The 12,704-nt window shown below is 61.6% G+C and carries 12 protein-coding genes and 3 pseudogenes; 6 read left to right on the top strand and 9 right to left on the bottom strand.

All coding sequences use genetic code 11. The features are described from left to right. The first annotated feature begins 216 nt into the window (after positions 1-216). The gene (locus tag L6D74_RS29415) at positions 217-1,176 is read left to right on the top strand and encodes a nucleoside-specific channel-forming protein Tsx (protein ID WP_064597955.1); all 960 of its coding nucleotides are present in this window, start codon (positions 217-219) and stop codon (positions 1,174-1,176) included. A 140-nt stretch (positions 1,177-1,316) separates the two neighbouring features. On the opposite strand, the gene L6D74_RS29410 is transcribed toward L6D74_RS29415, so the two are convergent. From L6D74_RS29410 to L6D74_RS29400, 3 genes are all read right to left on the bottom strand, one after another. Beyond that, a complete protein-coding gene (locus L6D74_RS29410) occupies positions 1,317-2,273 on the bottom strand; it encodes a quinone oxidoreductase family protein (protein WP_236191606.1) in 957 nt (318 codons plus the stop codon). A 31-nt stretch (positions 2,274-2,304) separates the two neighbouring features. Beyond that, on the bottom strand, positions 2,305-2,478 hold the full coding sequence (locus L6D74_RS29405; protein ID WP_074689141.1) for a DUF1427 family protein: 174 nt from the start codon (positions 2,476-2,478) through the stop codon (positions 2,305-2,307). A gap of 89 nt (positions 2,479-2,567) precedes the next feature. Beyond that, on the bottom strand, positions 2,568-3,356 hold the full coding sequence (locus tag L6D74_RS29400) for an AraC family transcriptional regulator (RefSeq protein WP_236191604.1): 789 nt from the start codon (positions 3,354-3,356) through the stop codon (positions 2,568-2,570). Positions 3,357-3,493: 137 nt separating this feature from the next. Here L6D74_RS29400 and L6D74_RS29395 point away from each other — a divergent pair, with 137 nt between their 5' ends. After that, a complete protein-coding gene (locus L6D74_RS29395; protein ID WP_064597962.1) occupies positions 3,494-3,721 on the top strand; it encodes a DUF6555 family protein in 228 nt (75 codons plus the stop codon). Positions 3,722-3,759: 38 nt separating this feature from the next. After that, the gene (locus L6D74_RS29390) at positions 3,760-4,032 is read left to right on the top strand and encodes a hypothetical protein (protein WP_085667477.1); all 273 of its coding nucleotides are present in this window, start codon (positions 3,760-3,762) and stop codon (positions 4,030-4,032) included. A gap of 24 nt (positions 4,033-4,056) precedes the next feature. Here the strand turns inward: L6D74_RS29390 and L6D74_RS29385 are convergent, their stop codons facing one another. From L6D74_RS29385 to L6D74_RS29375, 3 genes are all read right to left on the bottom strand, one after another. Next, on the bottom strand, positions 4,057-4,224 hold the full coding sequence (locus L6D74_RS29385; RefSeq protein ID WP_074689145.1) for a metallothionein: 168 nt from the start codon (positions 4,222-4,224) through the stop codon (positions 4,057-4,059). A 472-nt stretch (positions 4,225-4,696) separates the two neighbouring features. Then, positions 4,697-5,152: a DMT family transporter gene (locus tag L6D74_RS29380; RefSeq protein ID WP_039770319.1), complete on the bottom strand. Its 456-nt coding sequence runs from the start codon at positions 5,150-5,152 to the stop codon at positions 4,697-4,699. A gap of 4 nt (positions 5,153-5,156) precedes the next feature. Further along, positions 5,157-5,645, bottom strand: a complete 489-nt coding sequence (locus tag L6D74_RS29375; protein WP_064597969.1) for a DMT family transporter — start codon at positions 5,643-5,645, stop codon at positions 5,157-5,159. Between the two features lie 111 nt (positions 5,646-5,756). On the opposite strand from L6D74_RS29375, the gene L6D74_RS29370 reads away from it, so the two are divergent. Beyond that, entirely contained in the window at positions 5,757-6,692 is a 936-nt protein-coding gene (locus L6D74_RS29370) for a LysR family transcriptional regulator (protein ID WP_236191603.1), read from the top strand. 209 nt (positions 6,693-6,901) lie between these two features. On the opposite strand, the pseudogene L6D74_RS30295 reads toward L6D74_RS29370, so the two are convergent. From L6D74_RS30295 to L6D74_RS29360, 3 genes and pseudogenes are all read right to left on the bottom strand, one after another. Continuing rightward, positions 6,902-7,495 (bottom strand): annotated as a pseudogene (locus L6D74_RS30295) (methyl-accepting chemotaxis protein); the annotation flags it as partial. Between the two features lie 312 nt (positions 7,496-7,807). Then, positions 7,808-8,584 (bottom strand): annotated as a pseudogene (locus L6D74_RS30290) (cache domain-containing protein); the annotation flags it as partial. Between the two features lie 194 nt (positions 8,585-8,778). After that, complete coding sequence (locus tag L6D74_RS29360) at positions 8,779-10,095, bottom strand: Na+/H+ antiporter family protein (protein ID WP_039770253.1); 1,317 nt, start codon at positions 10,093-10,095, stop codon at positions 8,779-8,781. A gap of 215 nt (positions 10,096-10,310) precedes the next feature. Here L6D74_RS29360 and L6D74_RS30285 point away from each other — a divergent pair. Together L6D74_RS30285 and L6D74_RS30280 are read left to right on the top strand one after the other, a co-directional pair. Next, positions 10,311-11,699, top strand: a pseudogene (locus tag L6D74_RS30285) (methyl-accepting chemotaxis protein); the annotation flags it as partial. Between the two features lie 102 nt (positions 11,700-11,801). Beyond that, positions 11,802-12,557 carry a methyl-accepting chemotaxis protein gene (locus L6D74_RS30280; RefSeq protein ID WP_371262551.1) on the top strand — a complete coding sequence of 252 codons (756 nt, stop codon included), beginning with the start codon at positions 11,802-11,804 and terminating at the stop codon, positions 12,555-12,557. Positions 12,558-12,704 lie beyond the last annotated feature (147 nt).

The raw sequence follows: 12,704 nt of genomic DNA, 5'->3' as shown, positions 1-12,704 counted from the left end.
CCGGCCGTTCTGAGCAAGGGCTTGAGGATGATTTGAGGCGCTTTTGAGAGGAGTTGACCGAGTCGCCAGGTAATCCCACCAATCAATCGATCTTTCAGCCATTTGAGAAACTGGTACGGCTTGTGCAAACGTTTGCGAGTCGCTGTTGACCGCCTTTTCGTTACAAAACCGTACAGGCCCATGATTCCGGGTCTTGATCCGCAAAAAGGACTTTGAATGCACGCTTCTTCCTGCAACCGCCTTCGCGGTGCGCGCACTTTTGCTGTTTCCCTGCTACTGGCCGGCGTTACCGGAGTTCTCAGCCACACCGCACTGGCGCAACCGGTCTTGCCCGATGAATCCGCCCAGGGTGAAGCCCTCAGCCCTGAAGCCAGTCCGCCAAAAAAAGGCGCGTACCTGTCGGACTGGTACAACCAGGATCTGATGCTGATCGGCAGCAAGGACATCAGCTTTGGCCCGCAACCGGCCGACGACATCTACCTGGAATATGAATACTTCGGGCGCAAGGGCCCGTTCGAGCTGTATGGCTACATCGACATTCCGAAGATCTTCAATATCGGCAACAGCCACGACAAAGGCGTGTGGGACCATGGCTCGCCGGTGTTCATGGAGCACGAACCGCGCATCTCCATCGACTACCTCGCCGGTCGCAGCCTGGCCATCGGGCCGTTCAAGGAATGGTACGTGGCGTTCGACTGGATCTACGATCACGGCAGCCGCAAAGAGAACCGCGCCAACACGCTGTACAGCGGCTTGGGCACCGACATCGACACCCATTCAAGGGTCAATCTGTCGGCCAACCTGTACGGGCGCTACCAGTGGGAAAACTACGGCGCCAGCAACGAATATTCGTGGGACGGCTACCGCGCGCAGCTCAAGTACATCGTGCCGATCAACACATTCAGCAACGGTGCCTCGCTGACCTACATCGGCTTCACCAACTTCGATTTCGGCTCGGACCTGCACAAGGACAACCCGGCGCGCACCGCCAATGCCACCGTGGCGACCAACGTCTTGCTGTACTCGTTCACCCACCTGCGCTTCACCCTGGTCGGCCGTTATTTCCACAACGGCGGCAACTGGGAGGACGGCAGCGAGCTGAATTTTGGCGACGGTAATTTCCGTGCGCGTTCCAATGGCTGGGGGTATTACGCGGGGGTCGGGTATCAGTTCTGATGCGATTGCAAACCCGCCAAAAAAAATGTGGGAGCTAGCCTGCTAGCGATGGCGTCAGCACAGTCAATATTTTCGTCGACTGCACCAGCGCTTTCGCTAGCAGGCTAGCTCCCACAGGGTTTGTCACTATTTCTGCAGACTCAAGGAATCAGGATGACCTTGTCGCCACTGCCCTGATCCACATCGGCATACCGCGCCAGCCCTTCGGCCAGCGGCGCTTCGACAAGCCCTTGCGGCAGTGGCAGCAGGTCTTCGTCGAAGAACCGGCCGAACTGTTCCAGCATCGCCGCGCAGGCTTCAACGCCATACAGCAACGAGTTGATGCCGACCACCGAACCGCCCTTGCGATACAGCGCCAGCGCCGGCAGCTGCACATGCCCATCGACTGGCGCGGCGATGATCGCGATCCGGCCGAATGTCGCCAATGCCGCCACCGAAGCCGGCAGCCAGAAACCGGTGGTGTCGAAGATCACGTCGGCGCCGCCGCGATACACCGCGTTGACCTGCGCACCCAGATCCTCGGGTTTATCCAGCTGGATCGTCTGAAAACCCTGCGCCTGCAAATCCTTGACCTGCTCCGGCCGCCGCGCCGCCGCCAGCAACTGCGCGCCGCGCACTTTGGCCAGCGCCAGCGCCGCCGTCGCCACCGCCCCGCCGCCGATCACCAGCAAACGGGTTTCGGCACTGACCAGGCTGCGCTCCAACGCATCCCACGCCGTGGTGTAAGGCACGCCGAGGCTGGCGGCCTGGGTGAAACTCAAATGCGAAGGCTTGTGCGCCACGCCATTGGCCGGCAGTTTGACGAACTGTGCGTGGGAGCCGTCGGCGAAGAAGCCCAGCTCACGCCCGGTGCCCCAGACCTCCTGGCCGATCAACGCCTGCGGTCCTTCGACCACCACACCGGCAAAATCCCGACCGGGAATACGCGGCAGCGTGGTGTAGGGGAAACGCCCGAGCACATTCTTCACATCGCTAGGATTGAGGCCCGCAGCCTTGATCTGCACCAGCACCTCATCAGCGCCCGGCACCGGCGTCGGCACCTCGACGAAGCGCAGGGACGACAGGTCGCCGGTTTTATCGAATTGCAATGCTTTCATGGAAATCTCCACCGAAGGGAAAGGACAGAATTCAGGACAGCCAGCCACTGACCAGTTGCCGACCCATCGGCCACAACTGCTCGCCCGCCAGCATGCCCAGCAGGCCCACCAGCGCGATGGCCGGCGGCGCCGGAGAACGGACATCCAGCGCGCCATACAGCAGGCCGACACCCAGACCGACGGCCAGTGAAATGAGGTAATTCATGGGATCACTCCGCCACACAAAGGGAATGGGCAAAGTCTAGGGAAAGGCGGCGACCGGCATCGGCCAAGGACTTCTGAATTTCTGCCAAATCAGTCGGCGAGCGGCCCGCCATCGAATTGCGAAGGGGCGACACCCAGCTCCCGGCGGAACATGTCGCTGAAACTGCTCGGCGAATAACCCAGCTCACGGGCAATCGCGCTGACCGGCACGCCCTGGATCAACTCCGCCACTGCCGTCGCCAATTGCACCTGCCGCCGCCACTCGGCGAAGCCCATGCCCAACCCTTCCTTGAACAACCGTGCAAGCGTACGCACGCTGGCCCCGGCGTTTTCGGCGTGCTGCTCGAAAGGAATGTCCAGCGACGGCGCGGCCATCACCGCCTGACACAGGCTCATCAGCCGCCGGTCGGCATCGTCCGGCAACGGGATCTTCAGCTGTGAACGCCTTGCACGTTTCAGCTCCAACAGCGCCAGCCCGACCAGCGCCTCGTAATACTCGGCATCATCGCTATCACCCTGCGCCACCAGCCCGACGATCAACTCACGCAGCAGCCCGCCGACCTCGATCACCTGCACCGTCTGATCCAGCGTCGCCGCCAGCGCCGGGCGCAAGTAGATATTGCGCATCTGCAAATCCGACACCACCCGAATCCCATGCGGCACCCCCGGCGGCAACCACACCGCCCGCTGCGGCGGCACCACCAGCGCCTCGTGGGGCGTCTCGACCCACATTACGCCGCTCATCGCGTACAGCAACTGCCCCCAGACATGCTCGTGCGGCTCGATAAACAACCCACGCGGATACGTACGCGCCAGCGGTTGCACCGGCACATCGGTATCACTCAGATCAGGGGGCGCAGCGAGGGCCATGGCGAACATTCATCGGGGTTGGCGAAAGCGCCATGGTAACCAGTCCGACCGGGACCTCGCCATTGATAGATACCGTCGGACAATCCGAGTGAATTTTCCCGCAGCCCAGCGATCCTTCTATTACCACAGGGAGGAAGATGGGCTTTATGAACAACGCAAAACTGTACGTCATCGATTACACCCTTCACGGCACGCCAAAGTCGTTCATTATCCGCTCGGACAAAATGGACAACACCGAGGCGTGGCACTGGGCAAGCTGCGACGCAGGGGTCGGCCGCATCCCGCGTTTCGGCCGGGAGAAAGTGCAAAAGACCAGCAAGCCGATGGCAGAAAAATTCGGCGTGGAAAACGTCACATGGCGACCGGCAAGCTAAGCTTGCGCGCAGACGGGGACTATTTCGGGGGACTACACATGACAACCATCAACAGCCCGGCGCACCTGGACTACGGCCTGGACACCCTGTTCGGTCGCATCACCAAAAGCGTCGACTGCCCGGTTGGCCTGGAACCCGTCGAAAACGACCCCTACCGCTTCGCCCTGCGCGTCCCGGCCCCCTTGCCGGAAGACCTTGAAAAGGCCAAGACCATCGTCGTCAACGTCGGAGGCCGCCGCCTGCACGGCAACGTCCGCCACACCGAACGTCTGGACGACGACAGCCTGAAACTGGAAGTGGAGCCTGATTAGGCTCCACCTTTTCAATACCCGAGATTACTTGGGATGCGCACACTGACACCCCTTGCCAGAACACTCCTCACCACTCTTGTGATGATGCGCACAGGCCTCACAGCAATAATGCTTACCGTGCGCCACATAAGAATGCTCACCCTCCTTGATCGTGCAACGACATCCCGGACAATCGCATTTTCTATCTGCCATGAAACAGACTCCTCTGGTGGTGGTTGTCTGAGGCCGAAAGAACAGCCGTGCTACCAGTGTAGAACGTGAAAACCACCTAACCTGCCAACCCACACCACTCACCACTCAGCACTCACCAGTCACAACGATGAGCGTTAGCTCAAGTACCGCTTTTGACGTGCCGGCCCCATCGGCAGGCTGAGTGGAGGGATTTATCCGGGGGTGGGAGCGCAGCGACCGTGCGGCGAAGCCGCATGCATCGAGAGGAGGTGCAGCGAAGCAAACCGTAGGCGATGCCCCCGGATGAATCCCGTAACGAAGGAACCCCGAGCCCCAGCGAGCGGGCCGTACGCCGGGGCCCAGACCTTTGGTTACTTTGGGGCGTTTGCCAAAGTGACTCGCTGTAAGAGCGAAACCGCCAGCGGCCGCACCCGAAGAAACGGATATACACGCAAAACGAACAAGAGCCTGGTCGGCCCAAAGGCCGCCACGCTCAAACAGCCTGACGCACGCTACTGCGATACATGAACACCAGCGCCAGCCCCAAACAAACCATCGCCAAAACCCGACTCGAAGACAACTCAATAGCGGGATTCCCCAACCAGCCAAAATTGTCGATCAACATCCCCATCCCAAGCTGCCCGACAATCACCGCCACCGTCGCCACAGCCGCACCAACGCGCGGCACTGCACCAACCATGACCATCATATAAACCACCCCAAACAGCGCACCGCTAAGCTGCCACTTCGGCACCTCCAGCAAACTCACCGCCTGAGCAGGCTCAAAAAACAAAATCAACAACCCCGTAGAAACAGCGCCGACGACAAACGTCAACAAACTGCTGCGCAACACACCAACGGTTTCACCAAGACGCCCATTGATCGCCGCCTGCACACTCAACACCGCACCGGCCAACACTACGACCGCCAACAAAATAACCAGACTCATCGCATCAACCCCGCGCAATCAAAATCAGTGCCGCCACAATCAACACCAAGGCCAGCCAACGTTCGGCATTGACCTTCTTGCGCGTAGCCCCAAACCACCCGAAATGGTCAATCAACACACTCTTGCCGACCTGCCCCGACAGAATCGCAATCATCGTCATCGCAATCCCGATATGCGGCGTGGCCAGCGTCAGCACCACCACATACATCGGCCCCAGAAACCCGCCGATCAACTGCCAGCGCGGCAGATCCGTCAGCGCCGGCCCCTTCTGCGGCCCCGCAAACAACAACAGCAAAAACAGAATCGCCGACCCAACCCCGAAAATGCTCAAGGTCGCCCACAAATGCCCGACCTGCTCACCCAACGGCCCGAGCAACCCCGCCTCCACCGACAACCCCATGCCGGCCAGGATCACCAGCGGCAACAGCAACAACCGCAAACCGGGCCGGGCGACCGGGGCCGGCGCGGCACTCACTTCATCTAACGACTGCATCTGAAAAACCTCTGAAGGAAACGATGGCGCGGATTATCGGCTGGCGCAGCTGTGCGATAAATGGGAGCATCCGGACAACACTTTTGCGCAATTCGCACAGCAGGACAGACGATGCATGGGCTCAACGAACTGGGATTCAAGGCGCTAAGGCTATTTGTAGCGGTGCTCGACCACGGCAGTTTTTCCGAAGTCGCCCGCCGCGAGGGCGTGGCGCCCTCCTCGATTTCCCGACAGATCCAGTTGATGGAGCAGGCACTGAACCAGCAATTGCTCTACCGCCACACCCGTGCGGTCACGCCGACCGAAGCCGGGCGCATGCTCGGCCACCACGCGCGGCTGGTGCTGGTGCAACTGGAAGAAGCCGAACAGGCCTTGCAGGAACAGCAAAGCGAACCGACCGGCCTGGTGCGGATCAACGCCCCGGTGGTGTTTGGTCAGCGCCATCTGGCGCCATGGCTGGGTCGTTTGTGCGAGCGTTATCCGAAGCTGCAACTGGATATCCAGCAGACCGACCACTACATCGATCCGTTGCAGGAAGGCGCCGACCTGCTGTTCCGCATCGGCCCGCTGCACGACTCGAGCATGCAGGCGCGGATCCTGGCACCGCACCGCTTTCAGGTCGCGGCCAGTCCCGCGTATCTCAAGCGCTTCGGCACGCCACAGCATCCCGAAGACCTCGCCCGCCACCAGTGCCTGGCCTACAAGGGCGCGACGGGCCTGCAGCGCTGGTTCTTCCGGCAGGATCAGGGCGAGTGGACGCCGTATTCAGTCAAGGGCCCGATCACCGGCAACCACGCGGACACGTTGACCCAGGCCGCTGTGCAAGGCCTGGGGCTGGTGATGTTTCCGTCATGGCTGATCGGCGAGGCGGTGCGTGCGGGCACGCTGGTGCCGGTGCTGGAGGATTATCAGGTGTCGAACAGTGTCGAGCCGCAGCAGATTTCGGTGCTGTGGCCGGGGAGCCGGCGGTTGTCGGTGAAGGTGCGGACGGTCATCGACTTTTTTATCGAGTGCTTTGGCGAAGTCCCCTACTGGGACAGACCCTGAGCTCGCCAAAGTCAAAGCCAGCCCTCACCCTAGCCCTCTCCCGGAGGGAGAGGGAACCGAACTGGGGATATTCGAGAGATACGCCGACATGAGCGATCGGCTGTGAATCCATAATCGACACGATTTTTCAGGTCGATGTATGACGCAAGACACTGCGGTCAGTCCCCTCTCCCTCCGGGAGAGGGTTAGGGTGAGGGGGCCTTTGGGGGTCAGATCCGGAACTGCCCAACCAACTTGCCCAACCGCTGCCCCAACTCCGCCAGACTCCGCGAAGTCTGCGCCCCCAACTGTGTCTCGTCCGCCACGTTATCCACCGCCACCGCAATCTGATGCACGCTGCGGTTGATCTCTTCGGCCACCGCCGTCTGCTCCTCGGCAGCACTGGCGATCTGCGCGTTCATCGAATTGATCGTCGCAATCAGATCCGCCATCGCATCCAGCGACGCCCCCGCCTGATTGGCCTGGGCTGACGTGCCGTCACCCGCCTCGCTTGAGCGGCGCATGGCCTCGACCGCCGACTGCGTCCCCGCCTGCAAGCGGTCGATCATGCCCTGAATTTCCTGAGTGCTGATCTGCGTGCGCGACGCCAGCGCCCGCACCTCGTCCGCCACCACCGCAAACCCGCGCCCGGCTTCACCGGCCCGCGCCGCTTCAATCGCAGCGTTGAGTGCCAGCAGGTTGGTCTGTTCGGCGATCGAGCGGATGACCCCGAGCACGCCGACAATCGACGACACGTCCTGCTGCAGGCTGTCGAGGGACACGCCGCTGCTGCGGATGTCGTCCACCAGCGCATGAATCTGCTTGATGCTGCCGGCCACCACGCGCTTGGCGGTCTGGCCTTCTTCGTCGGTCTGCTGCGCGGCGACGGCGGCGTTCTGCGCGCTCTTGGCGACTTCTTGCGCGGCCGCAGACATTTCGTTGATCGCCGTGGCGACCTGATCGGTTTCGTGGCGCTGACGCTCCATGGCCTGATCAGAGCGCTGGGCCTGATCCGACACTTGCGTCACCAGCCCGGTCAGTTGCGAGGTCATTTCGGTGATCTGCCGCACCAGGCCGTGGATCTTGTCGACGAAACGGTTGAACGAGCCCGCCAGTTCACCGAGTTCGTCCTGGCTGGTGATGGTCAGGCGCCGGGTCAGGTCGCCCTCGCCCGCCGCGATGTCATCGAGGTTGGCTTTCATCAGGGTCAGCGGTCGCAGAATGGTGTTGGCCAGCAGCATCCCCGCTGCCGCAATTACCAGCAACACCACCACCGCCACGCCGACGATGCTCAGCACCACGCCCTGCATGCGCTCCTGCACCTTGGCCTCGACCACCGCCACTTGCGCTTCGATGCCATCGAGGTTGACCGACGTTCCCACCGCCATGTCCCACTTCGCCAGGTATTCGGTGTAGCCGAGTTTCGGCACCAGCACTTGCGCGTTGCCCGGCAGCGGCGAGCTGTATTGCAGGTAATGGGTGCCGTCCTTCGCGACTTTCACCAGGTCGCGGTTGACGTAGACGCCGTTCGGGTCGCGGTTGTCCTTGAAGCTTTTGCCCACGCCTTCGGGGTCGTTGGCCTTGAACAGGCGCACGGTCTCGGAGTCGTAGCCGAAGAAGTAGCCATCCTTGCCGTACTTGATGCTCGACAGCAGTTTGATCGCTTGCGCCCGCGCATCGGCGTCGCCGGGAGCGGCAGCGTCGTACAACGGTTTGATGGTGGTCATGGCCACGGCGACGTAGCTGGCCAGCGTGGTTTTGGCATCGCCAAGCAGGCGTTCGCGGGTCTGCTGGACTTCATTGCGCGCCTGCTCCTGAAGGATGAACAGCGTGGTCAGGCTGATCACCAGCGCAAAGAGCAAGACCGGAAGGACGGCAAGGGACAGGACTTTAGCCTTGAGACTCAGGCGCATGGGGGCTCACTCTTTTGGTTTTATTGGCGTGGTTAAAGGCTTTAACGGCACGCGGAACCAAAAGTTGAGCTGCGGATTAACCCGCACCTTGTGGGAGCCAGCCTGCTGGCGATAGCGATGTATCAGCCGCCCAATGTGCTGACTGATCCGGCGTCATCGCCAGCAGGCTGGCTCCCACAGGGGGATTTGTAGTGTTACAGGACCATCGCAGCCACCCAGCCAAACGCCAGCAGCGGCAGGTTGTAATGCAGGAAAGTCGGGACCACGGTGTCCCAGATGTGATGGTGCTGGCCGTCGATGTTCAGACCGGAGGTCGGGCCAAGGGTCGAGTCGGACGCGGGCGAACCGGCATCGCCCAAGGCACCGGCCGTGCCGACGATGCAGACAATCGCCATCGGGCTGAAGCCCAGTTGCACGCACAGCGGCACGAAAATCGCCGCCAGGATCGGCACCGTGGAAAACGAAGAGCCGATGCCCATGGTTACCAGCAGCCCGACCAGCAGCATCAGCAAGGCACCGATGCCTTTGCTGTGGTTGATCCACGACGCCGACGACTCGACCAGCGTCTGCACCTCGCCGGTGGCCTTCATCACTTCGGCGAATCCGGAGGCGGCGATCATGATGAAGCCGATCATCGCCATCATCTTCATGCCTTCGGTGAACAGGTCATCCGTCTCGCGCCATTTGACGATGCCCGACGCCGAAAAGATCAGGAAACCGGCCAGCGCCCCGATAATCATCGAATCCAGCAGCAACTGAATAATGAAGGCTGCGGCAATGGCGACACCGGCGATCAACAGACTGCGCGGGTTGTACTGCACTGCCACCTGCTCGACCTGCTCGATTTTTCCCAGGTCGTAGACGCGTTTCTTGCGGTAACTGATAAAGGCGATACCCAGCCCTGCCAGCATGCCCAGCGCCGGAATTCCCATGGCATGGGTGACGTTGATCCCGCTGATGTCGACGCCACTGCGGGCAACGTTGGCCAGCAGGATTTCATTAAGGAAAATGTTGCCGAAGCCCACCGGCAGGAACATGTACGGCGTAATCAGGCCGAAAGTCATGACGCAGGCGATCAACCGGCGGTCCAGTTGCAGCTTGGTCAGTACATAGAGAAGCGGCGGCACCAGCAGCGGAATGAACGCGATGTGAATCGGCAGGATGTTCTGCGAAGCGATCGCCACCACCCACAGCAGGCCGATCAGCAGCCATTTGACGCTGCCGCCACCGGTCGCATGCTGGCGGTCGACCATCGCCAGAGCCTTGTCGGCCAGCGCATGGGCCAGGCCGGACTTGGCAATCGCCACGGCGAAAGCGCCGAGCAACGCGTAGGACAACGCCACCGTCGCCCCGCCGCCCAGGCCACTGTTGAAAGCCTTGAGCGTGGCGTCGATACCCAGACCACCGGTCAGGCCACCAACCAGCGCGCCGACGATCAATGCGATCACCACATGCACCCGGGACAGGCTGAGGATCAGCATGACGCCGACCGCAGCAATCACTGCATTCATTTCACTACCTCGAAAACACGACGGTAAAGCCATTCACCGCCAGACAGGATGAGTCCGGCCGACAAGCCACGAGGGTCGCCAGCGGATTTGCATAGAGGGTCTTATTAGAAGGGCGCGCACTGTGCCGCAGCGCGGGCGCAGTGTCAAAGCGACTGGTCGCAACACTGTGTAACTTTCCATGATCAAACCGCTGAACAAGGCATATCCGCCACAACATGCGTCAATTCGCCCTATTGCATTTACGCCATAAAGAAAGCCGAAACGCGGCCGTTACAGTGCAAAGTCTCAGATATTTATCGAATAAGGACGTTTCCATGTCACTCAGACAACTTTCCATCCAATGGAAAATCACCCTGCTCGCCGGGCTCTGCCTGGCCGGTATCGTGACCCTGTTGGTGGGTCTTTCGCTGTATCGCATGGAGCACAGTTCCGAACTGGTGAAAGCTTCGAGCATGGAAATGCTCACCGAGTCGGCCCAGGCCCGCATCGAATCCCAGGGTGAAGTTCAGGCGGCGGGCATTCGCCAGCAGTTCATGGACGCCTATCAATATGGCCACGGTTTCTCGCGGCAGGTGCTGTTCCTGCGTGAGCAGGCCGAGAAGCGCTTCCTCGATGCCTTCGACCTGCGCGAGGACATGACCCGTCAGGTGAAATCGGCCTTGCAGGCCAATCCGGATCTGCTCGGCCTGTCGCTGGTGTTCGAAGCCAACGCGCTGGACGGCAAGGACGAGCTATTTGCCGGACAAGGTGAATTAGGCAGCAACGACAAGGGCCGCTTCGCCCTGTACTGGTCGCAGCCGACCCCGGGCAAGGTGACCTCGATGGCCCTGCCGGAAAGCGACATGAGCGACACCAGCACCGGTCCCAGCGGTCAGGCCGCCAACGCCTGGTTCACCTGCCCGCGCACCACGCTCAAGCCATGCGTGATCGAACCCTATTTCTATGTGATCGACGGGCAAAAGGTGCTGATGACCAGCATCGTGTTCCCGTTGATGGTCAACGGCAAAGTCATCGCCTCGCTGTCGGTGGACATCAACCTCAACAGCCTGCAAGCGATCAGCCAGAGCGCCAGCAGAAAGCTCTACGACGGCCAGACCGCCGTGAGCATCGTCAGCCCCGCCGGCCTGCTCGCCGGTTACAGCCCGGACGCCAATAAACTCAGCCAGCGCCTGGATGCCGTGGACACCACCAGCGGCGCCGAACTGCTGCGTCTGCTCGCCTCGAGCAACGCCGTCAGCAGCCTGCACAGCAACGCGCAACTGAAAGTGCTGTCGCCGTTCCAGCCGATTCCCGGTGGCCCGTCGTGGGGCGTGCTGCTCGATGTGCCGGAAAAGGTTCTGGTAAGCCGCGCCGAAGCGCTCAAGCAGCAACTCGATGCCAGCAACACCTCAGGCACCCTGATCGAACTGAGCCTCGGCGTGCTCGCTGCGCTGATCGGCCTTTTGCTGGTGTGGCTGATGGCGCGCAGCGTGACCAAACCGATTCTCGGCGTGGCCCACATGCTGGAAGACATCGCCAGCGGCGAAGGCGACCTGACCCGCCGCCTGGCCTATGACAAGAAAGACGAACTCGGTCAACTCGCTGGCTGGTTCAACCGTTTCCTCGACAAGCTGCAACCGATCATCGCCGAGGTGAAACGCTCGGTGCAGGACGCGCGCAACACCGCCGACCAGTCTTCAGCGATTGCGACCCAGACCAGCGCCGGCATGGAGCAGCAATACCGTCAGGTCGATCAGGTCGCCACCGCGTCCCACGAAATGAGCGCCACCGCCCAGGACGTGGCCCGCAGCGCGGCACAAGCCGCCGAAGCCGCCAAGGACGCCGACCGCGCCACCCGTCAGGGCCTGACCGTGATCGACCGCACCACCGCCAGCATCGACACCCTCGCCGCCGACATGAGTGCAGCGATGGTGCAGGTCGAAGGCCTGGCCGCCAACAGCGAGAAGATCGGTACCGTGCTGGAAACCATCCGCGCCATCGCCGAACAGACCAACCTGCTGGCCCTCAACGCCGCCATCGAAGCCGCCCGCGCCGGTGAAGCCGGGCGCGGTTTTGCGGTGGTCGCCGACGAAGTGCGCAACCTCGCCCGCCGCACCCAGGAATCGGTGGAAGAAACCCGCCAGGTGATCGAGCAATTGCAGACCGGAACCCAGGATGTCGTCGGTTCGATGGGCAACAGCCATCGTCAGGCCCAGGGCAGCGTCGAACAGGTCGGCCAGGCCGTGACGGCGCTGCGCCAGATCGGCGATGCGGTGACGGTGATCAGCGACATGAACCTGCAGATCGCCAGCGCCGCCGAGGAACAGAGCGCGGTGGCTGAAGAGATCAACAACAACGTGGCGACGATTCGTGATGTGACGGAGTCGCTGTCGGGGCAGGCGAATGAATCGGCGCGGGTGAGTCAGTCGCTCAATAGTCTGGCGAATCAGCAGCAGAGTCTGATGGATCAGTTTCGGGTCTGACGCTCAAGCCCGCTCACCACAAACCTTGTGGGGGCGGGCTCACCGTCGAGGCAACTGAATCTCCACCTTCAACCCGCCCCACTCGCTTTCGCCCAGCACCAGCACCCCGCCCCAGTTGTGGACGATGTCGCGCACAATCCCCAGCCC

It is taken from the genome of Pseudomonas pharyngis (assembly GCF_021602345.1).
In the GTDB taxonomy this organism is placed as follows: domain Bacteria; phylum Pseudomonadota; class Gammaproteobacteria; order Pseudomonadales; family Pseudomonadaceae; genus Aquipseudomonas; species Aquipseudomonas pharyngis.
The sequence above is the reverse complement of the archived record's forward strand: the minus strand, read 5'-3'. Positions and strand labels throughout refer to the sequence as shown.